Here is a 23,372-nt window from a genome sequence, read left to right as displayed (position 1 = left end):
TATCTTGTAACATTCAGATCCATACTAATACATTTAAAAAAGATTTATGAGTAAGAAAATTGCGATCATCGGTGGTGGAAATTTAGGAACAGCTATAGCTGAAGGTTTGTTAAAAAGCAAGTTTTGTAAACCTGCCGATATTACTATTACTAAAAGAAATATCAGCACTTTAAAATCTTTACAGGATAAAGGAGTAAAAGTAACTTCAGACAATACTTCGGCTGTCCGTAACAGTGAGTTGATCATACTTGCAATAAAACCATTTCAGGTAAAAGATGTATTAAGTAGATTAAAAACAGCATTAACGAATAAACATATTGTGGCATCGGTACTAACCGGCATTTCTATAAAAGATATGGAAGATATCATCAAAAAGAAATTACCTGTTTGTCGGGCTATGCCTAACACCGCCATCGCCATACAAGAAAGTATGACTTGCCTTAGCTTTAGCAACGCATCTGATACACAGATCAATTTTGTAAAAGATCTTTTTTCTACCGTAGGCAAAGTAGTAGTGATAGATGAAAAACTAATGGACGCTGCCACTGTATTAGGTGCTTGCGGTACTGCTTACGCTATGCGTTATATCCGTGCCAATATACAAGGTGGTATTGAGATCGGTTTTGATGCAGCCACTGCAAATTTAATTGCTGCACAAACAGTAAAAGGTGCTGCGGAATTACTGCTGCAAAAAGGCACCCATCCTGAACAGGAAATAGATAAAGTAACTACTCCTAAAGGCTGTACTATTGCTGGTTTAAATGAAATGGAACATCAGGGTTTTAGTTCCTCATTGATAAAGGGTATTGCCACCAGCTACGAAAAAATATTGAAAGGATAATTATTTAGGTGCTCTTTTGTATAGATAGAAAGCCAATATTGCAAAAACAATATTAGGTATCCATGCTGCAAGCAAAGGAGTGAGTGTACCCTTGGTTGCAAACACCAAAGAAAATCTTCCGAATAAAACGTATAAGACACTCAATAGCACTCCTATTGCCAGATGCAACCCGCTGCCTCCCCTTACTCTACGTGAAGCCATGATAGCTCCAATAAGGGTAAGTACAATTACAGAAACGGGTATTGCATCCCGATTGTATCTTTCTACCAAAAATGAATTAATGGCTTCGGAGCCTCTAAGTCGTTCCATCTTTATCACCTGATCCAGTTCGGAGGTAGGTAACCTGTCTTTTAAATATTCATCTTTTCTGAGATCTTGGGGAGCAAAATTATAGTTCATCACTAAAGACCGATTAAACTTTATTGATTCCTTTTGTTTGGATGTAAAAAAGCGTTCAGTGGTATTGTATAACTTCCATTTTTTAGTTTCCGGCTCCCAGATTATGTTATCTGCTCTCAGGTTATAGGTCATTTGATTGTTTACAAATCGTTGCACAAAAAAAATGTAACCCGATTTTCTTGCAGTATCATAAGACCTTATTCCTGCATAAGAATTAGAATCTAATCTGAAATAATAATTTTGGTTTGCGTTGGCAGATATTCCAAAATTCAGATCTATATATTTTGCCTGAAACTCTCCCCATTTTTTATTCGCCGTTGGTAAAACCAGATGATATGTTCCCCATAATATTAACGATAAAATAAAACCGCCTATCCAGTACGGAAATAAAAATCTTCGAAAACTTACTCCACTACTGAGTATGGCTACTATCTCAGAACGTTCGGCCATTTTTGAAGTAAAAAAAATAACTGCGATGAAAACAAAGAGTGGGAAAAGCATTGCATCTATACGAGGAATAAACCCCAAATGATAATCAACAAATATTTTCCAAACCGGCAATTTTGATTTCATGAAATCGTCGGTCTTTTCACTCAGATCAATCACAACAACAATTGTCGTAAATAATACTAGGCAAAAGAAAAATGTAGACAGATATTTACTCAATATATAGCGATCGATCTTTTTCATAATTGCTTGAGTGCAAAAATAGCTAAAACAAACTTGTATTGATTAAAAGTCGAAAAACAAAAACGGAGTTGATAAAATTCAACTCCGTTAGATAAAACATTTAAATATATAGTTAGTCCAAAGTTTTCACTTCCGTTCTTCTGTTAACAGATCTTCCTTCCTCAGTTGTATTGTCATCAATGGGTTGTGTTAATCCATAACCCTTAGCGGTAACTCTATCGGGAGCAATCCCTTTCATCAACAAATAAGCCCTTACTGTGTTGGCTCTATCCTGCGATAATATCAAATTTTTTGCCGCAGTACCTACATTATCGGTATGTCCACCAATTTCAACCCTTTCATCTTCTTTTCTTTTTAAATATTCTACCAATTCATCCAAAACAGGATAAGCTTCATCTTTTAAAGTTGCTTTGCCGCTTTCGAATGTGCAATGATCTAGTACAAAAGAGCCCGGAGCCTCAAACTCTATATCAATATTTGCAAAAGTTCCTTTGTAAAATTGGTTAGGACCTAAAGCCGGAATATCGAGTACGTTATAACTTATAGAATCTTTAAACCCTAAAATAAAGATATCGTACTTTGTACCAACCGGGAGTCTTAAAGTGAATTTTCCTTCCGGATCTGTTAAACCCTGAAACTCTGTTCCGTTTGCCTGACTTTTAAATACCACAATTTCATTGGGTAATATTTTACGGCTTTTAGCATCCACCATCGATACATCTATTTTTGCATCTTTTGGCACGTTAGCGGTAGTAACGGGGGTATTCTGACTAATACCCAAAAACGGAAACAACAAGATCGATAAAGTGTAAAAAAATCCTCTTTTCATGTTCGGTAGTTAATTGATATTTTAAAGATAATACTGGTTTTTCAATTATTATGCCAATCAACAGACAAATATTCTTCAATAAAAGTTGCATGTATCAATTTTACAATTCCTTAACGAAATGTAAATTAACCCGATAACCTGAAGTAAAGCCATTTTAGCACAATCTGGCATGAAATTTTCGGAAATATTTGTGTATAGCTGGCCTGTATGTTTTATTAATATCTGCCAACAATTAATAACTTAAAAATTACAGCTATGAAAGAAATTTTGGAAGAAAACATGACCGGTGTAAATGCGGAGGGGAATTATCCGAATACACCGCTAAGAGTTTTAACAGCAAAGTCCATTATCGGTGATAAGGTTCATAATATGAACGATGAATATCTGGGAGATATCAAAGATATCATGATCAATATTATTGATGGAACAATAGAATATTATGTGATCGAATTTGGAAGTTGGTTGAGTTTGAACAAAAAGTATTTTGCCATACCGTTTGATATGTTAAAAGTAGATGCGGAAAGGCAATTATTCTTATTTGACCAGCCAAAATCTGCACTGGAAAACGCTCCCGGCTTTGATAAAAGTCATTGGCCCGAAACCAATATTCACTATTACGATTATGACTCAAATGCCAACTGGACCTTTTGGTGAAAAGAACGGCTATAAATTATTTACAAGCGTTGTTGTAATTTAATGACCATCTCATTTTTCCAGCTGCTGAAATCTCCGGCAATAATATGTTTACGTGCCTCTTTAACCAACCATAAATAAAAGGCCAAATTGTGTACGCTGGCAATGGTGTAACCGAGATATTCTTTCGCCTTCATAAGATGACGCAAGTAAGCCTTGCTATAAAAACTGCTTATCTCACAATCAATGCCATCATCGATCGGAGAAAAATCTCTCTCCCATTTCTTATTATCAATATTCACAACACCATTGCTGGTAAACAACATTGCATTTCTGCCGTTACGGGTGGGCATTACACAATCAAACATATCAACACCTAATGCTATGCCCTCTAAAATATTCCATGGAGTACCAACACCCATCAAATATCTTGGTTTTTGTTTTGGTAAGATATCACAACACAATTCTGTGAATTCATACATTGCCTCGGTAGGTTCTCCTACACTTAAGCCGCCTATCGCATTTCCAGTTGCATTTTTGGATGCAATAAACTCAGCTGATGCGGTTCTAAGATCTCTGAAAGTACTACCCTGAACTATAGGAAATAAATTTTGCGTATATCCATACTTGTCTGGTGTACTATCAAAACGTTTAAAACACCTGTCTAACCACCGATGGGTTAGTTCCATAGAATTCTTTGCATAAGTATATTCACAACCTGCAGGTGGGCATTCATCGAAAGCCATAATGATATCTCCACCAATAGTGCGTTGTATATCCATCACATTTTCCGGTGTAAATAAATGTTTACCTCCGTCAATATGACTTTGAAATAAGGCACCTTCTTCAGTTAATTTTCTATTGTTAGACAATGAAAAAACCTGATACCCACCACTATCTGTCAAGATGGGTTTATTCCAGCCATTGAATTTATGCAAACCTCCGGCCGCTTCCAATGTTTCGAGGCCTGGACGCAAATACAGGTGGTAGGTATTACCCAAAATGATCTGCGCTTTTACATCTGTCATTAATTGTTGCTGTGTAACTGCTTTTACACTACCTACTGTTCCAACAGGCATAAAAATGGGTGTTAGTATTTCCCCATGATCGGTAGTGATCTTGCCTGCTCTTGCTTTGGTATGCGTATCAGTATGTTGTAATTCAAATGCTAAATCAGCCATAATTGTTTATTTATCCTTGCAATATCCACATATAACAAATCATTTACACAATTTAAGCATCGGTGCTTATTTTTGCAACATGATGTATCTGCATTGGTGGCAATGGTTATTTTATAGTTTTTGCCTTATTACCTTAATTCAAATTTTTTATTATCTTTTTTTCTTTGTAAGATTAATTTTCTACAAAGAAAAAAAAAGAGCCTCATCACAAACACATCCGGTGTCGGTAATCATTTGCGCTAGAGATGAAGCCGCAAATTTAGCGAAAAATCTGCCCGGTTCATTATTACAACAATATCGTACCACACATGAAGTTATTGTGGTAGATGACAACTCTTTTGATGACACAAAATACTTACTTGAAGAATTCAGAAAATCTTTCAGGCAATTACAAATTGTTGAACTTAAACAAGAAGCAAAATTAATTCCCGGGAAAAAGTTTCCTTTAAGCATCGGCATTAAAACTGCTAAACACGAAATCGTTTTATTGACTGATGCAGACTGCATTCCTGCTAGCGAATTTTGGATAGACAAAATGCAGGAAAGTTATGATGAGAATACTGAGATCGTTCTTGGCTATGGTGCATACACAAAAAAGGCAGGCCTGCTGAATAAACTGATTCGCTGGGAAACTTTTCATACAGCTCTGCAATACCTTACTTACGCACTGGCCGGTAAACCATATATGGGTGTTGGTAGAAACCTGAGCTATAAAAAAGCTGTTTTTTACAGACATAAAGGATTTTCATCTCACAATAATATACCAAGTGGTGATGATGATCTGTTCATTAATATGGCGGCAACAAAAAGTAATACAAGGATCAATATTGACAAAGATGCATTTACAATAAGTGAACCTCCAACCACCTGGAGCCAGTGGGCCAGACAAAAAAGCAGGCATTATAGTACAGGAAAATATTATAAAGCTGGACATCAATTTTTATTAGGGCTTTATTCCTTGTCGCATTTCTTATTTTTCCCGTTGCTGGCAGCAAGCGCAATTTTTTATTGCTGGGAATGGGCTTTGATCGTTTTTGGGATACGCTTCATAATTCAGAGCATTATATTTTATCCTGCTTTGAAAAAATTAAATGAAAAAGATCTTTATCCGTTATTTTTATTCTTTGATCTGTGGATGTTTTTTTATTACCTGATCTTTTCTATAGCGTTGATCAAAAAACCAAAACAAACCTGGAAGTAAATGGATATTCTTTTAAAATATTTTGACGATTTTTCTGAAAAACAAATGCAGCAGTTTGCAGCATTAAAAGAATTGTACATTGAATGGAATGAAAAAATAAATGTGATCTCCAGAAAAGACATGGATAATTTTTATGAGCACCATGTATTACACTCTTTATCCATTGCAACACAATTTGATTTCAAACCAAATACACAAGTCATGGATCTGGGCTGTGGCGGTGGCTTTCCCGGCATACCAATGGCCATATTCTTTCCTGAAACACAATTTCACCTTGTTGATAGCATTAATAAGAAATTAAAAGTAGTGAGTGAAATTGCTGAGGCTGTTGGTTTAACAAATATTACCACACAACACACAAGAGCCGAAGACATTAAAGACAGAAAGTTTGAAGTAGTTATTTCAAGAGCGGTTGCCCCCTTGAAAGACCTTTGGTTTTGGAGCAAACCCTTATTGAAAAAAGGCGTTAGCCCTGGTGGATTGATCTGCTTAAAAGGCGGTGATTTAGCTAAAGAAATACAAGAGAGTAATTGCAAACCAAGAGTATGGGAAATTGAAAAAATATTTAATGAACCTTTCTTTAAAGAAAAATATTTGCTCAACGTTTCTCTATAAAAATTTCCAGTACCAAAAATCTGTTTGGGGTGTTTCGCCGATCGGGAAATCATGATCAAAACCTGAGTTTACAAACCCGTATTTTTCGTAAAATTTTTGTGCCTTAAAATTTTGATCCCACACACCTAACCAAACTACTTCAAATTTATTGGCGATGGCGTAGTCTAAATAAAAATCCATGAGTTTTTGAGCAATGCCTTTCCCGTGATACTCTTTTGAAACGTATATTCTTTTCAACTCCAATGCTTTCCATTTTTTTATTTCCTCGAAAGATGAATAGTCTTCCTGAAATTTCATGTATCCAACAGGCAGACCATCCAATTCAGCAAAAAAGTAGAATGTATCTGTATTTTCCAATTCAGTGATATGCTGCTGAACACTAAAAATATCATTCAAAAAATGCTGCATATCACTTTCAGTACATGTCCCATCAAATGTATCAAAGAAGGTTTGTTGAGCAATCACCGTTAATGCAGGAGCATCTTCAATTCCAAGTCTGCGTATTTTAATATCCATACAACTTACCATTTAAGATCCATCACATTATTTTTCCGCTCCACATCAGCCATCCGTTTACTCGGATCTATCTCAACTTTTTTAACACTCATTAGCTTTTGCTTAAACTCTACAATATAAGTAGGATGTGTCCATCGCCACTCCGGATGAACAATTCTAACTTGAGTTTTATCTTCATTTTCTTTTTCCCCATACATCATATTCAAAGGAATATAGTGCATTTCTGTAGTGCCATCTTTAAATGTCAACTGCAGATCTATCGGCATTGGCATTTGACCAATACGTTTGATCCTGATCTTAGACATTCCATTCTCTTCCCAAAGACTATCAATTGAATAGTTGATCGTTTTGGTTGTGTTGCACCAGTATTCTTTATACCAGTCTAATTTAATATCACTAACGTTCTCAGCTACTCGAATAAAATCCTGTGCATTCGGATGCTTGAATTTCCATTTATTATAGTATTCCAGCAATATCTTGTCTCTTGTAGCTGCTCCGACTATATATCCTAATTGCTCCATAAAAACCTCTCCTTTAGAATAAGAAGCAATACTATAAGCATAATTGCTATTGAAATGATCGGCATGTGTTGTTAGGGGTTCTTCATATCCGCTTTTAGCCAATTGAAAATAGCCAGCATAACCATCACAATGATCATTGGGCAATTGAGCAACCAGATCTCTCAAACCTTTATTATCCGGATTCTGCACTAATGCGGCTTTGTAATCTTCAATAGATGATCTTCCATTATTATAAAACTGCGTAACGAGGTTTTCAGCAAAACTGGTGAACCCCTCATCCATCCACGCATACATACTTTCGTTTGTTCCCAATATCATCTGAAACCAACTATGCATCCATTCATGAAAGACAGCATCCAATCCGGGGCCATTCAGCAAAGTTGCCATTGGATATTCCATGCCGCCATCTCCACCTTGTATGAATGAATATTGCGGATAAGGATATTTGCCAAAAGTTTTTTCAATAAAGGGTAATACTTTTACTGCAGCATCTGCTACAGTTGTCCAAGCAGAATCATTATATGTGTCATTTTCTTTATAGTTATAAATTACATTCAGCACAGTGCTTCCTGTTTTGCGAACGATGTGAACATAATCCGGATCAGCTGCCCAGACAAAGTCATGAACATTGTTGCCTACAAAATGCCAACTGCGTTTAGCCTTTGATGTTGGTTTCAGATTTTTTGTATTCGCAAGATCATACCCCCAACCTATTTCTTCTGCATTTGCTAAAACACCTGTACCACCTAATTTATATGTTTTGTCGATATTAATAGTAACATCATAATTACCCCACACACCATAAAACTCCCTTGCAATATATGGTGTTGGATGCCAGCCTTCATTATCATACTCACACATTTTAGGATACCATTGACTCATACTGTAACGTACGCCAGTGTTGGGATTATCCCTACCCGTTCTTCTGATCTGCACCGGAATTTGTGCTTCAAAATCCATTACAAAAGTAACTTTGCTTTTTGGTAAGATGGGTTTTGATAATTTTACTTCCAGTATTGTTTCATGGTAAACATATGTTTGCGATACCCCGTTCATCTTTAATGAAATGATTTTCTGATAACCGATCTCATCATCTTTTAATTTTGATACTCTGTCTCTCACCCTACCATCCCAGTCTTGCCTGCCATTGATCAATTGTTTACCCAATTCCTGACTACGTATATCCAAACTACTGTTTGGCTGAAAAGCATTGTAGTATAAATGATAAAAAACTCTTTTTAAAGTATCGGGAGAATTGTTGGTGTAAACCAACTCTTGTTTACCGGTAAATTTATTGCTAACAACATTTACATCGATGTTCATTTTATAGTTAACTGCTTGTTGCCAGTAACCGGATTGAGCCGTTAGTGCAGTTGTAAGTAGTAAGTTGTAAGTTATAAGTAGTAAGTACTTCTTCATGTGAAATGTTTAGAGGGTAAATTTCGGGAAAATAATATAAATAATGGCATGGATAATGACAGAAGGTTATTGATTAGCATAAAGGAATGCTAATTTTTACTTAGTCTCTATTCAACGGTAAAAATTATTGCTACATTAGGAGTACACTTTGAAAATGAAATATATGACTGTAAAATATTGGTTTTGCTTTATTGGACTATTGACGTTGTTTAATGCTTGTAAAAATAATGAGCAGGACATAGCAATACTAAATAGCCTGAATGAAAGTTTGGAAGCTTCTTCAACAATTCTTGAATCTACAAACAACATCCTTTATAAACAATTTGCAGAAAGGCTATATGATCCCCGGACGGCGGAACAAAGTAAAATATGGCAGCCCAAAGCAATATCTGTACAAGAGTTAAGCAATAGTATTTTTGAATACATCAATCAATTAAAAACAGAGCTTAAAACAGCCACAACTCGAAAAAATATAGAAAGCAAGAATGTTGTGTACAATATTTTATACAAACAAAAAAAATCAGATGAGCTATATGATAACCTAAAAAAATATAAAAAAGAGGTACTTGCTATAGATCCAGAAATAAATATTCATTTTAACGACAACACAAAAAGAAAGATCTTATTATTTGATACATCAATAAATAATCCGGCAATCTTTTATAGAACGTTTTTTAAAAACTCTTCTTGCATATCTGCAGTTGCTATTTTAAGTAAGTTTCAAAACAATATCAAGCATACAGAAAATGGAATGATTACTTTTTGTTATAGTAAAACATCTGGTGGATGTATTTTACGAGTTGATAAAATAGGTATCTTGGTAGGCCAGAATACCAATCATTTAAAAAAAGGAGAAACATTTGAATTAAGTGCTGGCATAGGATCTTATAGTCGAGCAGCTATGCCTATAATAAATATTAATGGAAAAAATATAGAAGTAATTGATGGCCGTGCAACCTATAAGCTAAAAGCTTCTGAAAAAACAGGTAAGCATTCTGTTCCAGTAAAAATTGAGTATAAAGATCAAAATGGAGAAACGCAATTATTAACTACGGACGTAGAATATACCGTGGATGAATAGCCTATCTATGATTTCCCACCCACCACAATCACAATCTCACCTTTTACAGGTTTTGCATTGAAGTGATCGTGTACTTCCTGTAAAGAGCCACGTTTATTCTCTTCAAATTTTTTGGTGAGCTCTCGGCTAACGCAGCATTGGCGGTCGGGACCGAAGTATTCAATAAAGTCGTGCAATGTTTTTACCAAACGCATCGGACTTTCGTAAAAGACCATGGTGCGTTCTTCTACAGCCATACGTTTTAAAAAAGTTTGTCGTCCTTTTTTTAAAGGTAGAAAACCTTCAAAGCAAAAACTATTGATGGGTAGACCACTGTTTACTAGTGCCGGCACAAATGCAGTGGCTCCGGGTAAGCATTCTACTTCAATATTATTTTTCACACATTCACGTACTAACAGGAATGCAGGATCGCTGATGCCGGGTGTACCTGCATCTGTCAACAATGCCATTGTTTTGCCTGCCGCTATTTGTGTGGCTAGGTGCTCAACAATTTTATGTTCGTTGTGTTGGTGATACGGTGAGATGGGTTTTTGTATCTGGTAATGACTGAGTAGCACCGACGAGGTTCTTGTGTCTTCAGCTAAAATGAGATCGGCATTTTTCAATACATCAATTGCCCGGAAGGTCATGTCGGCGAGGTTGCCGATTGGTGTGGGGACGATGTACAATTTCATGATTTGGAGATTTGAAAATTTGGAGATTTGGAGATTTGGAGATTATAAATTGTTACAGTAGGCGACCTATAATGTCGCCATTATGTATGCCGATGAAAGGATTGCGACGCAACGATGATGCTATGGAATATTGAAGCTGGTATCAAAAAATTAATCTACCAATTCTTACACTTCTCACATCTTCAAATTCTCAAATTTTCAAATCTTCAAATCAACTGATTGTTACTTCAAACATTTCCATCACTCCATTTGCCAATAATTTTTTTGTTGCTTCCTCTGCAATTTGTTTTGCATTGTCTGCGTTATCAGCTTCAATTTGTAAGGTTATATTTTTACCAATGCGTACGTCTTTGATATCATTCAATCCTAGATTTCCTAATCCGCCCAAAACAGCTTTTCCTTGGGGATCTAATAACTCTTTGTGGGGCATTACTTTTACTTGTGCAGTGAAGGTCATGGTCAATTTTGATTTTTGTAGAGCAAAGATAAAATAATGTAGGCAATGAAAATAACCGGAACTGCTAACCATTGTAAAAAAATTATGCTTAACAAGGCTACACCGCCTAATATCAACTTAGGAATATTATTTTTTACAGTGTAATCTTTGAATTTTAGCGCTATTAATGGCAGATTACTCACCATCAACCAGCTTAATATTACGATTAATGCATATAAGACCCATTTATTGATCAAAAACTCGTTGATATCTATCATTCCGCTGCCATAATGTAAGATCAATGGAAACGAAGCCACTAGTAAGCCAACTGCCGGTGTTGGCACACCCTTAAAACCATAGCTTTGAGAATCGTCTAAATTAAATTTTGCCAAACGATAAGCTGCTGCACAACTCAAAATAAATGCCGGGAATAACCAAACAACAGAAACTTCCAAGCCATTTTCTTCTCTTGCAAAACTCATGCGTAACAACTGATACAATATTACACCCGGTGCTACGCCAAAACTCACTACATCGCTCAATGAATCAAGTTGCTTACCCATCTCGGATGTAGCATTTAGTAAACGGGCTACAAAGCCATCTAAAAAATCTACCAAAGCAGCAGCAAATAAGAATAGTGCGGCATAAGAAAGTTTTTCAGGAATATTGAAGCTACTTACAAATTGATCATCTGTATAGATAATAACGCTTTCTGTTTGTAATGCAAAAACTATTGCTATGCAACCAAATAATAAATTGATGAGTGTAAAAATGTTTGGGATCTGTTTCATGATAATGTGCTGATATGCCGATGTGCAAATTTGCTGATGTTTAGCGCTTTTATGTTTGTTGTTTCTTTTAAAGTTATTTCTTCATCCATCTTTCAATATCATCTGCCTCAATCGGGATGTTTTTCATTAAATCTTTGTTACCCGTTTTTGTTACCCAGAAATTATTTTCGATCCGGATACCCATTTGCTCTTCTTCAATATAGATACCGGGTTCTATTGTAAATACCATTCCTGCTTTGATAGGTTCTGTTCTTGTACCCAAATCATGCACATCAATTCCAAGATGATGCGATATGCCGTGATATAAATATTTTCTGTAAGCTCTGTTTTCTTTTGTCTCGTTTTTTATGTCCGATTTTTTAAGTAAGCCTATCTTTTGAAAAATGATGGTTGCTTCATCTCCAACTTTTTCTGTGTAATCAACTACACTGATACCTGGTTTTAAAATACTTGCCGCATATTTATGCAAATGTAAGCAGGCATTGTACACCGTTTTTTGACGACGTGTAAATTTTCCACTTACAGGAATTGTTCTGGTAAGGTCAGCACAATAGTTGCCGTATTCTGCGCCAAAGTCCATTAATATTAATTCCCCTGCCTTACATTCATTATTATTCTCAACATAGTGGAGTGTACGGGCTCTGTCGCCACTAGCAACTATGGAACTATAAGCCGGACCTGTTGCTCTTTGCATTAAAAATGAATGCAATATCTCTGCTTCTATCTCATATTCCATTACACCCGGTTTTACAAATTGTAGTACTCTTTTAAAAGCATTTTCAGTAATGTCCATTGCTTTCTGCATTACTTCAATTTCCAACGGTGTTTTAATGGCACGTAGATCTCTTAATATTTTAGCGCTGCGTTCATAATTGTGTAAAGGATAACGTTGCTTCATCATTTGAGCATACCGGTAATCCCTTACTTCAACCGTATTTGCCTTGCGGTCATTTTCATTTGTGTTCAGATAGATATTATCTATTGAATGTATCCACGGTTGTAAAACACCATCTAATGTATCTAACCAAACAATTGTAGAAATTCCGGAGATAGCGGTTGCTTCTTCTTTTCTTAAACGATGACCATCCCATTTTTCTTTCAGCTCATTTGGACGAACCAACACTAAAATTTCTCTGAATTTTTCATCCGTATTATCAGGTAACAAGATCAACATGGTTTCTTCCTGAGTAATACCTGTCAACCAAACTAAGTCGGAATTTTGTTTGAACTTGTATAAAGCATCAGCATTGCTGGGCAATTCATCATTGCTGTTAAAAATAGCAATGGAGTTCTTTTTCATTTTATCCGTGAAACGTTTTCTGTTTTGGATAAAAATATCAGCGTTCAATGGCAAATATTTCATAACGATAAATTATGCTGCAATATACAGTTTATCATACTGTTTATAACAGGTAAAAAGTGTAGTTTCTACACAAAGAAAAATAAAAAAATTCAATCTGTTCAACAATGCCCCTCCATTCTTCATTGTCATGCAATAAAATGGTATTGATTTGAATTTTCACAAAGGAAAATTGCAAAAATCCTACTTTTTCTTAAATCTAAACCTTCGTTTTGAAGCCCTAACCAAAATAGGTTGGTATAACTTTGGTGAAAGAAATATTCATTAAAGATCACTTGCTATGTCAATGTCTACTATCTTATCCATCCCTAAAGAAAGTTTGCTGCACCTTGGTTTACAATTTACCGATAATATTCATTACCAACTTGACCCGGAAGAATTGACCAGTCAAACGCTTGCTCGTGGAGAAGGTGTTTTAAATGATACAGGTGCATTGGTTATTAGCACAGGAAAGTTTACAGGAAGAAGTCCTAAAGACAAGTTTATTGTAAAAGATACGGTAACAGAAAACACAGTAGACTGGAACGATTTCAACATACCAATTGAAGAAAAATATTTTCTTCAATTGAAAGACAAAATGCTTGCACATTTAGCTAACAAAGAAATATGGGTGAGAGATTGTTATGCCTGTGCTGATGAAAATTTTCGTTTACGATTAAGGGTTATCAATGAAAACCCCTGGAGTAATTTGTTTTGTTACAATATGTTCATCCGGCCAGAAGAAAAAGATCTGAATGATTTTATCCCACATTGGCATATTATACAGGCTCCCGAATTTAAAGCTGATCCTGCAGTTGATGGGGTCAGAACTGAAAACTTTGCTATCTTAAGTTTTACACATAAAATAATTTTAATTGGTGGTACAGGGTATACCGGAGAAATGAAGAAAGGTATATTTACAATGTTAAATTTTGTTCTGCCAACCAAAGCAAATGTTTTGAGCATGCATTGCAGTGCTAATATCGGTGAGCATGGCGACACTGCTATTTTCTTTGGATTGAGCGGCACCGGTAAAACAACTTTAAGCGCAGATCCGCATAGAAAATTAATTGGTGATGATGAACATGGGTGGACGAGTGATTCAGTCTTTAATTTTGAAGGAGGTTGTTATGCAAAAACAATTGACTTGAGTGAAGATAAAGAGCCTGAGATCTTTCATGCTGTTCGTCCGGGTGCATTGGTAGAAAATGTAACTTTTATTGATGGTACTAATACAATTGATTTTGCAAGTAAAAAAATAACCGAGAATACAAGAGTTAGTTATCCGTTGAATTTTATCAGTAATGCAATAGAGCCTTCAATTGGTAATCTTCCGAAAAATATTTTCTTTCTTACCTGTGATGCTTATGGTGTGCTACCCCCTATCAGCAAATTAACACCGGGCCAGGCTATGTATCAATTCATCAGCGGATATACTGCAAAAGTTGCCGGAACAGAAGCTGGAGTAACTGAGCCGAAGAGTACTTTCAGTGCATGTTTTGGTGCGCCATTCTTGCCATTGCATCCTACACAATATGCAAAGCTTTTAGGTGAAAAATTAAAAGAACATAAAGTAAATATCTGGCTGATCAACACCGGGTGGACAGGCGGGCCATATGGTATTGGCAAGCGTATGAAATTAAATTATACCAGGGCTATGATCACTGCAGCATTGGAAGGTGCTTTAGATAATGTGGAATATGACAAAACGCATTGGTTCAAATTATCTATTCCAAAAACCTGCCCGAATGTTCCTGCAGAAATTTTAAACCCGAAGAATACATGGCCAAATCCTGAAGATTTTGACACACAGGCAAAAAAACTATCCGATCAATTCAATAAAAATTTTGAAAAATATGCAGGTTCAGCTGATGACGAAATTTTAGCCGCTGCTCCAAGAATTTAGTATTACAAGCACGATTGCAGGTCAGCATAAAAAACCTCCTGAGTCAAATCGGAGGTTTTTTATTAAAATTTCATTTCTTTTATTTCACCTTCAACAATTAATTTTCCGGCTGTTTTGGCAATGATCTCATCCACAGTTACACCTGGCGCCCTTTCCAATAATTTAAATCCATTATCCTTAACATCGATCACTGCTAATTCTGTAACTATTCTTTTCACACATCGTTTACCCGTTAGCGGTAGTGTACATGCTTTCAGTAATTTACTTTCCCCTTTCGGACTGGTGTGCATCATTGCAACAATGATATTTTTTGCACTGGCAACCAGATCCATCGCTCCTCCCATACCCTTCACCATTTTACCAGGTATTTTCCAGTTAGCGATATCGCCATTTTCACTTACTTCCATAGCTCCTAAAACAGTTAGATCAACTTTACCTGCTCTTATCATACCAAAACTCATCGCACTATCAAAGAAAGATGAACCCGGTATGGTAGTGATCGTTTGTTTACCTGCATTTATTAAGTCAGGATCTTCTTCTCCTTCAAAAGGGAAAGGCCCCATACCCAGTAAACCATTTTCACTTTGTAGGATCACATTAATACCTTTGGGAATATAGTTGGCGACCAATGTTGGGATGCCAATACCCAAGTTCACATAGAAACCATTTTTCAGTTCCTGTGCTATACGTTGGGCTATTTGGTTTTTATCGAGCGCCATTGGGGTTTAGAAAGTTTAGGAGTTTTGAGGTTTAGGCGTGGTGGTCCTATGTTCAATTCGCTTTTCATAGTTCACACCCTTAAAAATCCTATGTACATAAATGCCCGGCGTGTGAATCTGATTTGGATCAAGTGCTCCTACCGGAACCAACTCTTCTACTTCAGCTATCGTTATCTTGCCTGCCATTGCCATCATTGGATTGAAATTTCGGGCTGTTTCCTTGTAGATAAGGTTTCCGGCTGCATCTCCTTTCCATGCTTTAACGAGGGCGAAATCGGCGTTAAACGCATATTCCAATAAGTACTCTTTTTCTCCGAACTTTCTAACCTCTTTCCCTTCGGCTACTTCAGTACCCACACCGGCTGGTGTAAAGATGGCTGGCATACCATATCCTGCAGCCATGCATCTTGTTGCCAATGTGCCTTGTGGTATCAATTCAACTTCTAATTCTCCACTTAACAATTGTCTTTCAAATTCCGCATTTTCTCCAACATAGGAGGATATCATCTTCTTCACTTGTTTTTGTTTCAACATCAAACCAATACCAAAATCATCTACACCGGCATTATTTGAAATACAGGTGAGTTCACTTATTTTTCGATTTACCAAAGCTCCAATCAGATTTTCCGGAATACCACATAAACCAAAACCACCCAACATTAAAACTGAGCCGTTTTGAATATCAAAGGTTGCTGCCATTGCATCTGTATATATTTTGTTCATGGCAATTATCGTTTTAGATAAGGTTTAGAAAATTTAAACCGATCTTCTCTCATTTTATTGGCAGCCATACTATCCAATATCACCTGCATTTCATTCGGATGATCTTTATAATAAGCGTAACTTTTATAAAATGATTCTTTTGAAACTTTGTGCAGATCGAATATTTGTTGTTGCAGTTTTATATTGACCGTATCAATGCCTTTTAGTGCGTCGTGTCTGAGTATTTGAGTAGTATAAACATCTGCCTTGATAATATCCCACCACACTTGTTGCATTTTTTTCTTACTCAATATTTCACCGGAAGTAGCTCCCCCGTTGCAACCAAATAAGAAAGTGACTACAAGTAACAATACAATCAATCTCATTTCAATTCGTCTTTATATCTGCCTGCATTTGTTATATCAAGCTTTTGCAATATTTCGGATGCTCTAACTTTATCTTGCGGTGAAGCTTTTGAAAATATTTTGATCAACTCTGTAGCCTTTCCCTGAAAGAAAAACTGATTGATCATTGTATTTGGATTATCTGAATTATAAGTGGTTAGTAAGTTCAATACTCCCATCAATTCCTGCCTTGCCAATTTTTCATCTTCATACATTTTATCAAGGCATTTTCTGTAATAATTGTAATAGACATCATGCATCACTGTATAACGACTGTTCAACATATTTTCAGAAAGCCAATATCTGTTACGAATACCATCAAATGCCTTCCAGCCGGAAATGTTTCTCGACTCAGGAGCCGTATTCACAATATTCTGAGCCTTTTGAAAATAAACAGTGCCACCTTTTGATGAATAGGAATCTTTATCAAATCCAACGATCATGTATGCGTAATAAGCTAAGATGGCTGTTAAGTTTGATATCTGAGCATCGGATCCGGCAACTCTATTATCATTAAATTCCAATTGCTGAAATTCTATGTATTTGAAACTAACATCCTTATCCTGATAGTTAACAATCGGTGACAGATAAGTAGAGTTAAATACCGGTCTTGCGGCCTGCACTGTTAAGGATGCTTTGTAAACATTCGTCTCATCGGTTGATTCAATATTGAATATAAAACTGCAATCAATTTTTTCTGATGGCAAATAAACTTCAGTTGACCACTTTCTATTATTCAGAAAATTGGTCATCGATGATTGTAAGGTTAAAAAAACATTCTTGTTAACAGTCCGATTAACGGCACTGCTATTAATTGTTACTCTTGCATTCAACTCCTGAGCCACAGCAATCCTGCTTATCAATAGTAAAACAACAAAATACTTTACTTTATACATATAGTTCTACGATAGTATTTACAATATCATTTGCCACTTCTTGTTTTGATTTTTTATCAAACAGATATTCCTTCCCTTGCTTATCAAAAATAGTTATTTTATTGGTGTCGTGACCAAAACCGGCTCCATCATCTCTCAATGAATTTAAAACGATCATATCGGCATTTTTATCTCTCAATTTCTTCAATGCATATTCCTTTTCATCCGTCGTTTCCAATGCAAACCCTACCAAAAACTGTCCTCCTTTTTTAACTTCTCCCAAATGCTTTAAAATATCTTTTGTTTTTTTTAGTTCGATGGAAAAACTATCGGCCTGCTTTTTAATTTTTTCCGTTGAAACAATTATCGGTGTATAATCCGCCACAGCAGCATTCATAACAGCAATATCAATGTTTTCAAAAAGCTGATCGCATACCTGATACATCTCATCAGCCGATCTTACTCTTACTACATTAACACCTTGTGGAATTGGAATATGTGATGGCCCTAGTACCATTGTAACCATTGCTCCTCTTTTTACAAAAGCTGAGGCAATAGCAACTCCCATTTTACCGGACGAATGATTTCCTATAAACCTTACAGGATCTATCGCCTCGTAAGTAGGGCCGGCTGTGATCAATATTTTTCTCCTTTTTAATTGTTCCTTGTCAAAAAAAAAATCTTTCACCCATTGAAGTATTGTCTCCGGCTCGGCCATCCTACCATCACCCGAAAGACCACTCGCCAATTCTCCATGCTCCACCGGTATAACCTGATTGTTGAAGGATCGTATTCTTGAAATATTTGATTGTGTTGATGCATGATGCCACATATCTTCGTCCATTGCAGGAGCTACAACAACAGGACAAGTAGCAGATAAATATACCGCAGTTAATAAATTGTCGCAAATACCCGTAGCCATTTTAGCTAATGTATTACAACTGAGTGGTGCTATAAGAAAAACATCTGCCCATCTACCCAGCATTACATGGTTTGCCCAGGAATCGTTCAACTCCAAGTCACTTAAAACCGGATTTTTTGAAAGTGTGGAAAGTGTAAGTGGTGAAACAAAATTCTTTGCCGAAGGTGTGAGAATAACCTTTACCTCAGCTCCCTCTTTTACAAGAAGACGCACCAGTATAGGAATTTTATATGCAGCAATACTGCCACTAACACCTATTAATATTTTTTTTCCTTGCAACATAAAAATAATCCCGTCATACTCTAGTAAGACGGGACTAAAATTATGATTTCTTATTCAGAAAATATGCTAAAACTTAACTAAATAAATCCTCATCGTTTTTACGGAAGTAGATCTTATCTTCAATAAATTCCTGAGAAGATAATAATGCCGGATTAGGCATACGTTCGTAAGCTTTAGATATTTCTATTTGTTCCTTATTTTCATGAATTTCCTCAAGACTATCAGTATGACTTGCAAACTCTTCCAGTTTGTTATGCAACTCTTCCTTAATAGAGATATTGATCTGATTAGCTCTTTTTGCAATGATTGCAATCGACTCATACAGATTACCTGTTTTCTCTTTTAAATCAAACAAATTTTTTGGCTCAACCACATTACTGGTACTAGAGCTTAGTTGGCGTCTTAGCTTGCTCATTTTGTATTTCTTTAATATAATTTTTACTTAGGTTACTATATTCTTCTGCTTCTTTCAGTAAACTGCTTTCAGGATACCTATCTGCAAAATCCTGATACTCTGAAATTACTTTTTCAAATCGTTCTATCTGCTTTTCAGTAATACTTAACTTTGAAAAATGATAATACGATTTGATCGTTTTTAATTTATACTCATCGCCTTTAGAAGACTCCGGATAATCATTTAAAACAGTTGTAAAGGCCAATGCAGCTGCTCTATACTGACCAACCTTATAATACAACTCTGCGGCTCTTGCTTCCTTTAATTCAAGCTTTGCACGGCATTGATCAATAATTGCTGTTGCTTCAGCAATTCTAGGAGAATTAGGATGCATTGATATAAATGTTTGCATCACTCCAATCGCTTTAGCTGTACTTGTTTGATCTAATTCAATTTTCGGCGACTGTTTAAAAAAACATAACGCATGCATGAAATCAACTTCTTCAGATTTTTCGCTGTTAGGAAACACCTCTAAAAAACCCTTAAAGAAATTCTCTGCATCTCTGTAATTTTTTAAATAGTAAAAACAGTATGCATCTTTATAATAGATCTTTTCAAATTTATCGGTTCCTTTATAAACAGGATAAAGCTCTTCATACAATTCCTGTGCTATTCTGTATTTTTTTTCATCAAAATACTTATCGGCCATTTCCAGTTTATAAGCATAATCGTTACTTTTTTGCACCTTGCTGTATTTACTGCAAGATGTAAAAACAAGAGCGAAAAAAACGATTGAAAACAGAATGCTTGAAAACTTCATAAAGGAGTGCAAAATTAATGAAAATAACTCTAAAATCAGTATAAATCTTTTATTGACAAAAGATAGAGCGTTAAGGTTTTGTAAAAGCGGTGCAGTTGGACAGGTTGGAAGTTGGAAACTGGAGGTTGCAGATTAAAGATTGAGTAGCTGATTGATCTTATAATGTTTTCTTCAATTGAAGGCTTATTTCCAACCTCCAACTTTCAACAGACACCTTTCTATACTCACATAACAACAATTAAAAAACCCTCCCGAATAATCGAGAGGGTTCTATCATTGAGCAAAAAGTGAAAATAAAAACTTAGTTCGCTTTAATATCTACTGTATTAACATCACCACCATCTACGCTACAATCGAAAGTAACTCTATCTTCGCTGATACCTAATGTTTCAACTAAGTAAGCTTTGATAGCATCATTTCTTTTAGCACAAACCGCTTGAGCAGCTTTTGATGCACCTGGGTAACCAGTGATAGATATAGAACAAGTTGGATTAGCTTTTAATTTAGCTGCAACACTTGATAAAAGAGCTTTAGCATCAGCGCTTAAAGACGTACTAACACCTTTAAAGCTTAAGCTTGGGTAATCTGAAGGACAATCAGCAACTGGAGCTTGAGCTACCATGTCTTTACAACAAGCTGGATCCGGACATTTACCAACACCATCAGCATCAACTGGTTGACAATCTGTAGGCGTGATCAATTGTTTGTCTTTGCAATCAGGTACACCGTCACCATCTGTATCTTTAGTTACACCGTGAGTATCTACTGGGCAGTTAGCCGGAGTATTTGGTTCTCTGTCAAGAGCATCAAGAACACCATCACCATCAGCATCATCAAAAGATGGTTTAGGTAATTTCATGTGTTTAGGATTGTTTAACTCGCTGTAAGCGTAATCCAATGGATTTAACCACCACAATGGTTCAACAGATTTAGCACCTAAGTTGAAGTTAACGCTTAAAGTTAAAGCATTCCAAGAATCGAAATCACGAGTTAATACCGCATCACCGATTGCTTGTTCTTGCCAACGTTGACCATCCAACAAATCGTCTTTAACAAATGTATGACGATCTTCAAGAGCTAAATTGATTCTTTTGCTTAATTTGAAAGCAACACCAGCTAACACTGTACCAGAAGGTTTCAAAGTGTAGTCTCCAATTTTTGGACGACGAGTTCCTTGATTTTCAGCATCAGTTTCGTAAGTGTTATCGTGGTTAGATAAAGCTTTGATCAAATCAATAGTAGCTTTTCTACCACTGTGAGTACCATCTGCAATAGATGAATAATTGTAAGGATTGTTATCGCTACCCAAAGCATTGATTTTTGCTTTGTATAAAGTAGCGCCGATACCACCACCACCATAAAGGTTAAAGCCAGTTTTAGCTTTGTGGAAACGGATGTTATTCAAAGTGAAGATTGCTTGTAAACCAAGATCTTTCAATTGAGTTTTGTAATTGTAATAAACTTTGTCGATACCATGATCAGGTACAGCGCCAGAACTTACAAGAGTACCACTTCCTGAACGTACAGGAGCGTTGTAGTACTGATTTAAACCTGTGTTTTTAGCAAAGTTATCAGCATGTAACCAATGTTGACCTTTAGCTACACCTTGTGCGTATTGTAATCTCAAAGAGAAAATGTATCCGAATGCTTTTCTTACGTGTGCTTCAAAACCAAAAGTTGGAATCACAGATGGAACGTCACCACTGATAGTGAACATACCGCCACCAACACCAACTTCCCACATGTTACGTGGTTTTGCAGGGAAATTATATGTGTTGTTCCAAAATTCGTTGTGCTGCGGCATCCTTTTTGAAGGAATTACAGACGAATCGCTTGCACTATAACCACTACCCGACTGGGCAAAGGTTGATGAAGCGACAAGGGTTAAGAGCCCTAATAATAATTTGTACTTTTTGCTTGCCATAACTAAATGATTATTGATTTTAATCTGAAAATACATGATGATTGAATGCAAAAATATCGATTGATTGTTAAAAACCAAATTTTTTTATCAATTTTTTAGTTTTTTTCTTTTTTATCTTTCACATTTTCTGCGTATTGTATGACTAATGTTAATACACATACGCTGCATCACAGACAAATTATTTTCCTTTTTGTACATCTGTTTGGCTATAAAGGCAATGGATAATTATTTTACTATATTGTCGGTTTGGTTTTATAGCCTAAATTGCTGCCTCATTTAGAAACATGGATTTTGTAAAAAATATCATCGGAGAAGAGCTCAATATCTTCGAAAAGAAGTTTGCCGAGGCAGTTAAAAGTAACACCCCGTTACTTGATAGAATTATGAAATATATCATCAAACGTAAGGGCAAACAACTACGTCCCATGTTTGTTTTTTTATCGGCAAAACTACACGGAAACATCAATGAAAGTACCTATAGGGCTGCGGCTTTGGTGGAATTATTGCATACCGCAACTCTCGTACATGATGATGTTGTGGATGAATCTTTGGAAAGAAGAGGTTTTTTTTCCATCAATGCCATTTGGAAGAACAAAATAGCAGTGCTTGTAGGAGATTACCTGCTTTCAAAAGGCCTTTTGTTATCTACCGGAAATGATGATTTTAAGCACCTGCAACTATTGTCTGAAGCCGTAAAACAAATGAGTGAAGGAGAGTTGTTGCAAATTGAGAAATCCAGAAACCTTAATTTGAGTGAAGATATCTATTTTGAGATCATTCGTAGTAAAACCGCCTCCCTCCTCTCATCTGCTTGTGCTGTAGGAGCTTATACTACATCGCAAAGTGATGAAATTACCAATAAAATGAAATTATTCGGAGAAAAAGTTGGAATCGCTTTCCAGATCAAAGATGATCTGTTCGATTACGGGAAAGAAGACGTTGGCAAGCCTACCGGAAATGACATAAAAGAGAAAAAATTAACACTACCATTGATTTATACCCTAAATAAAGTAGACAATGCAACCAAAAGGCAGTTGATCTACATCATAAAGAATGAGAACAAAGACCCGGAAAAAATAAATATAGTGATTGATGCTGTTGTAAAAGCCGGGGGAATTGCATATGCTGCTGAAAGAATGAATGTGTATCGAGATGATGCATTAACCATTCTTTATGAATTCCCTGAAAGTCCTGTCAGGAAAGCATTAGAGGAACTTGTGAGATTCACAACGGATAGAAAATACTAATTCGATGTGCA

At 36.0% G+C, this 23,372-nt stretch carries 24 protein-coding genes; 7 read left to right on the top strand and 17 right to left on the bottom strand.

The features are described 5' to 3' along the window. Positions 1-46 precede the first annotated feature (46 nt). On the top strand, positions 47-841 hold the full coding sequence (proC, locus tag ACQ33O_RS07435) for a pyrroline-5-carboxylate reductase (RefSeq protein WP_430994939.1): 795 nt from the start codon (positions 47-49) through the stop codon (positions 839-841). Here proC and ACQ33O_RS07430 read toward each other — a convergent pair whose 3' ends face one another. Further along, positions 842-1,930, bottom strand: a complete 1,089-nt coding sequence (locus tag ACQ33O_RS07430; RefSeq protein ID WP_430994938.1) for an LptF/LptG family permease — start codon at positions 1,928-1,930, stop codon at positions 842-844. A 112-nt stretch (positions 1,931-2,042) separates the two neighbouring features. Then, complete coding sequence (locus ACQ33O_RS07425) at positions 2,043-2,759, bottom strand: OmpA family protein (protein WP_430994937.1); 717 nt, start codon at positions 2,757-2,759, stop codon at positions 2,043-2,045. 255 nt (positions 2,760-3,014) lie between these two features. Here ACQ33O_RS07425 and ACQ33O_RS07420 point away from each other — a divergent pair, with 255 nt between their 5' ends. After that, complete coding sequence (locus tag ACQ33O_RS07420) at positions 3,015-3,413, top strand: PRC-barrel domain-containing protein (RefSeq protein ID WP_430994936.1); 399 nt, start codon at positions 3,015-3,017, stop codon at positions 3,411-3,413. Positions 3,414-3,433: 20 nt separating this feature from the next. On the opposite strand, the gene tgt is transcribed toward ACQ33O_RS07420, so the two are convergent. After that, positions 3,434-4,573, bottom strand: coding sequence for a tRNA guanosine(34) transglycosylase Tgt (tgt, locus tag ACQ33O_RS07415; RefSeq protein ID WP_430994935.1), 1,140 nt, complete (start codon positions 4,571-4,573; stop codon positions 3,434-3,436). Between the two features lie 220 nt (positions 4,574-4,793). On the opposite strand from tgt, the gene ACQ33O_RS07410 reads away from it, so the two are divergent. Together ACQ33O_RS07410 and rsmG are read left to right on the top strand one after the other, a co-directional pair. Further along, complete coding sequence (locus ACQ33O_RS07410; protein WP_430994934.1) at positions 4,794-5,774, top strand: glycosyltransferase; 981 nt, start codon at positions 4,794-4,796, stop codon at positions 5,772-5,774. Continuing rightward, complete coding sequence (rsmG, locus tag ACQ33O_RS07405) at positions 5,775-6,389, top strand: 16S rRNA (guanine(527)-N(7))-methyltransferase RsmG (protein WP_430994933.1); 615 nt, start codon at positions 5,775-5,777, stop codon at positions 6,387-6,389. On the opposite strand, the gene ACQ33O_RS07400 is transcribed toward rsmG, so the two are convergent. After that, complete coding sequence (locus ACQ33O_RS07400; RefSeq protein ID WP_430994932.1) at positions 6,384-6,905, bottom strand: GNAT family N-acetyltransferase; 522 nt, start codon at positions 6,903-6,905, stop codon at positions 6,384-6,386. The genes rsmG and ACQ33O_RS07400 overlap by 6 nt on opposite strands. Before the next feature lie 5 nt (positions 6,906-6,910). Beyond that, complete coding sequence (locus tag ACQ33O_RS07395) at positions 6,911-8,845, bottom strand: M1 family metallopeptidase (protein WP_430994931.1); 1,935 nt, start codon at positions 8,843-8,845, stop codon at positions 6,911-6,913. A 163-nt stretch (positions 8,846-9,008) separates the two neighbouring features. Here ACQ33O_RS07395 and ACQ33O_RS07390 point away from each other — a divergent pair, with 163 nt between their 5' ends. Next, positions 9,009-9,926 (top strand): hypothetical protein, encoded by a 918-nt coding sequence (locus ACQ33O_RS07390; protein WP_430994930.1) that lies wholly within the window; start codon positions 9,009-9,011, stop codon positions 9,924-9,926. A gap of 5 nt (positions 9,927-9,931) precedes the next feature. Here ACQ33O_RS07390 and rsmI read toward each other — a convergent pair whose 3' ends face one another. The 4 genes from rsmI to ACQ33O_RS07370 all read right to left on the bottom strand — a co-directional run bounded on the left by rsmI (position 9,932) and on the right by ACQ33O_RS07370 (position 13,190). Continuing rightward, the gene (gene rsmI, locus ACQ33O_RS07385; protein WP_430994929.1) at positions 9,932-10,600 is read right to left on the bottom strand and encodes a 16S rRNA (cytidine(1402)-2'-O)-methyltransferase; all 669 of its coding nucleotides are present in this window, start codon (positions 10,598-10,600) and stop codon (positions 9,932-9,934) included. A 211-nt stretch (positions 10,601-10,811) separates the two neighbouring features. Further along, positions 10,812-11,057 carry a phosphoribosylformylglycinamidine synthase subunit PurS gene (purS, locus tag ACQ33O_RS07380; protein WP_430994928.1) on the bottom strand — a complete coding sequence of 82 codons (246 nt, stop codon included), beginning with the start codon at positions 11,055-11,057 and terminating at the stop codon, positions 10,812-10,814. A gap of 2 nt (positions 11,058-11,059) precedes the next feature. Next, the gene (locus ACQ33O_RS07375; protein ID WP_430994927.1) at positions 11,060-11,827 is read right to left on the bottom strand and encodes a CDP-alcohol phosphatidyltransferase family protein; all 768 of its coding nucleotides are present in this window, start codon (positions 11,825-11,827) and stop codon (positions 11,060-11,062) included. 73 nt (positions 11,828-11,900) lie between these two features. Next, positions 11,901-13,190 carry an aminopeptidase P family protein gene (locus ACQ33O_RS07370; RefSeq protein ID WP_430994926.1) on the bottom strand — a complete coding sequence of 430 codons (1,290 nt, stop codon included), beginning with the start codon at positions 13,188-13,190 and terminating at the stop codon, positions 11,901-11,903. Between the two features lie 277 nt (positions 13,191-13,467). Here ACQ33O_RS07370 and pckA point away from each other — a divergent pair, with 277 nt between their 5' ends. Next, positions 13,468-15,072, top strand: a complete 1,605-nt coding sequence (pckA, locus tag ACQ33O_RS07365) for a phosphoenolpyruvate carboxykinase (ATP) (RefSeq protein WP_430994925.1) — start codon at positions 13,468-13,470, stop codon at positions 15,070-15,072. Between the two features lie 62 nt (positions 15,073-15,134). On the opposite strand, the gene ACQ33O_RS07360 is transcribed toward pckA, so the two are convergent. The 8 genes from ACQ33O_RS07360 to ACQ33O_RS07325 all read right to left on the bottom strand — a co-directional run bounded on the left by ACQ33O_RS07360 (position 15,135) and on the right by ACQ33O_RS07325 (position 22,114). After that, positions 15,135-15,791, bottom strand: a complete 657-nt coding sequence (locus tag ACQ33O_RS07360) for a CoA transferase subunit B (RefSeq protein ID WP_430994924.1) — start codon at positions 15,789-15,791, stop codon at positions 15,135-15,137. Between the two features lie 15 nt (positions 15,792-15,806). Next, positions 15,807-16,514 carry a CoA transferase subunit A gene (locus ACQ33O_RS07355; RefSeq protein ID WP_430994923.1) on the bottom strand — a complete coding sequence of 236 codons (708 nt, stop codon included), beginning with the start codon at positions 16,512-16,514 and terminating at the stop codon, positions 15,807-15,809. 5 nt (positions 16,515-16,519) lie between these two features. Next, positions 16,520-16,879, bottom strand: coding sequence for a DUF4296 domain-containing protein (locus tag ACQ33O_RS07350; RefSeq protein ID WP_430994922.1), 360 nt, complete (start codon positions 16,877-16,879; stop codon positions 16,520-16,522). Next, complete coding sequence (locus ACQ33O_RS07345) at positions 16,876-17,793, bottom strand: DUF4835 family protein (RefSeq protein ID WP_430994921.1); 918 nt, start codon at positions 17,791-17,793, stop codon at positions 16,876-16,878. Before ACQ33O_RS07345 ends, ACQ33O_RS07350 begins: the two co-directional genes overlap by 4 nt. Then, on the bottom strand, positions 17,786-18,976 hold the full coding sequence (gene coaBC, locus ACQ33O_RS07340) for a bifunctional phosphopantothenoylcysteine decarboxylase/phosphopantothenate--cysteine ligase CoaBC (RefSeq protein WP_430994920.1): 1,191 nt from the start codon (positions 18,974-18,976) through the stop codon (positions 17,786-17,788). Before coaBC ends, ACQ33O_RS07345 begins: the two co-directional genes overlap by 8 nt. 73 nt (positions 18,977-19,049) lie before the next feature. Continuing rightward, positions 19,050-19,391 (bottom strand): DNA-directed RNA polymerase subunit omega, encoded by a 342-nt coding sequence (locus ACQ33O_RS07335; protein WP_430994919.1) that lies wholly within the window; start codon positions 19,389-19,391, stop codon positions 19,050-19,052. Next, on the bottom strand, positions 19,360-20,190 hold the full coding sequence (locus ACQ33O_RS07330) for an outer membrane protein assembly factor BamD (protein WP_430994918.1): 831 nt from the start codon (positions 20,188-20,190) through the stop codon (positions 19,360-19,362). Before ACQ33O_RS07330 ends, ACQ33O_RS07335 begins: the two co-directional genes overlap by 32 nt. A gap of 301 nt (positions 20,191-20,491) precedes the next feature. Further along, a complete protein-coding gene (locus ACQ33O_RS07325) occupies positions 20,492-22,114 on the bottom strand; it encodes an OmpA family protein (protein WP_430994917.1) in 1,623 nt (540 codons plus the stop codon). 284 nt (positions 22,115-22,398) lie between these two features. On the opposite strand from ACQ33O_RS07325, the gene ACQ33O_RS07320 reads away from it, so the two are divergent. Further along, positions 22,399-23,361, top strand: coding sequence for a polyprenyl synthetase family protein (locus ACQ33O_RS07320; protein ID WP_430994916.1), 963 nt, complete (start codon positions 22,399-22,401; stop codon positions 23,359-23,361). Positions 23,362-23,372: the final 11 nt, after the last annotated feature.

Source organism: Ferruginibacter sp. SUN002 (genome assembly GCF_050611725.1).
Classification (GTDB): domain Bacteria; phylum Bacteroidota; class Bacteroidia; order Chitinophagales; family Chitinophagaceae; genus Ferruginibacter.
Note: the sequence above shows the minus strand (reverse complement) of the source record. Positions and strands in the feature narration are given on the sequence as shown.

Coding starts and splice junctions, on each gene's coding strand:
- ACQ33O_RS07430 (WP_430994938.1), bottom strand. CDS start 1,930: ATGAAAAAGATCGATCGCTATATATTGAGTAAATATCTGTCTACATTT.
- ACQ33O_RS07350 (WP_430994922.1), bottom strand. CDS start 16,879: ATGAGATTGATTGTATTGTTACTTGTAGTCACTTTCTTATTTGGTTGC.
- ACQ33O_RS07400 (WP_430994932.1), bottom strand. CDS start 6,905: ATGGATATTAAAATACGCAGACTTGGAATTGAAGATGCTCCTGCATTA.
- ACQ33O_RS07325 (WP_430994917.1), bottom strand. CDS start 22,114: ATGGCAAGCAAAAAGTACAAATTATTATTAGGGCTCTTAACCCTTGTC.
- coaBC (WP_430994920.1), bottom strand. CDS start 18,976: ATGTTGCAAGGAAAAAAAATATTAATAGGTGTTAGTGGCAGTATTGCT.
- ACQ33O_RS07420 (WP_430994936.1), top strand. CDS start 3,015: ATGAAAGAAATTTTGGAAGAAAACATGACCGGTGTAAATGCGGAGGGG.
- pckA (WP_430994925.1), top strand. CDS start 13,468: ATGTCAATGTCTACTATCTTATCCATCCCTAAAGAAAGTTTGCTGCAC.
- ACQ33O_RS07370 (WP_430994926.1), bottom strand. CDS start 13,190: ATGAAATATTTGCCATTGAACGCTGATATTTTTATCCAAAACAGAAAA.
- ACQ33O_RS07355 (WP_430994923.1), bottom strand. CDS start 16,514: ATGAACAAAATATATACAGATGCAATGGCAGCAACCTTTGATATTCAA.
- ACQ33O_RS07360 (WP_430994924.1), bottom strand. CDS start 15,791: ATGGCGCTCGATAAAAACCAAATAGCCCAACGTATAGCACAGGAACTG.
- tgt (WP_430994935.1), bottom strand. CDS start 4,573: ATGGCTGATTTAGCATTTGAATTACAACATACTGATACGCATACCAAA.
- ACQ33O_RS07390 (WP_430994930.1), top strand. CDS start 9,009: ATGACTGTAAAATATTGGTTTTGCTTTATTGGACTATTGACGTTGTTT.
- ACQ33O_RS07320 (WP_430994916.1), top strand. CDS start 22,399: ATGGATTTTGTAAAAAATATCATCGGAGAAGAGCTCAATATCTTCGAA.
- ACQ33O_RS07425 (WP_430994937.1), bottom strand. CDS start 2,759: ATGAAAAGAGGATTTTTTTACACTTTATCGATCTTGTTGTTTCCGTTT.
- ACQ33O_RS07330 (WP_430994918.1), bottom strand. CDS start 20,190: ATGAAGTTTTCAAGCATTCTGTTTTCAATCGTTTTTTTCGCTCTTGTT.
- proC (WP_430994939.1), top strand. CDS start 47: ATGAGTAAGAAAATTGCGATCATCGGTGGTGGAAATTTAGGAACAGCT.
- ACQ33O_RS07375 (WP_430994927.1), bottom strand. CDS start 11,827: ATGAAACAGATCCCAAACATTTTTACACTCATCAATTTATTATTTGGT.
- ACQ33O_RS07335 (WP_430994919.1), bottom strand. CDS start 19,391: ATGAGCAAGCTAAGACGCCAACTAAGCTCTAGTACCAGTAATGTGGTT.
- purS (WP_430994928.1), bottom strand. CDS start 11,057: ATGACCTTCACTGCACAAGTAAAAGTAATGCCCCACAAAGAGTTATTA.
- rsmI (WP_430994929.1), bottom strand. CDS start 10,600: ATGAAATTGTACATCGTCCCCACACCAATCGGCAACCTCGCCGACATG.
- ACQ33O_RS07345 (WP_430994921.1), bottom strand. CDS start 17,793: ATGTATAAAGTAAAGTATTTTGTTGTTTTACTATTGATAAGCAGGATT.
- rsmG (WP_430994933.1), top strand. CDS start 5,775: ATGGATATTCTTTTAAAATATTTTGACGATTTTTCTGAAAAACAAATG.
- ACQ33O_RS07395 (WP_430994931.1), bottom strand. CDS start 8,845: ATGAAGAAGTACTTACTACTTATAACTTACAACTTACTACTTACAACT.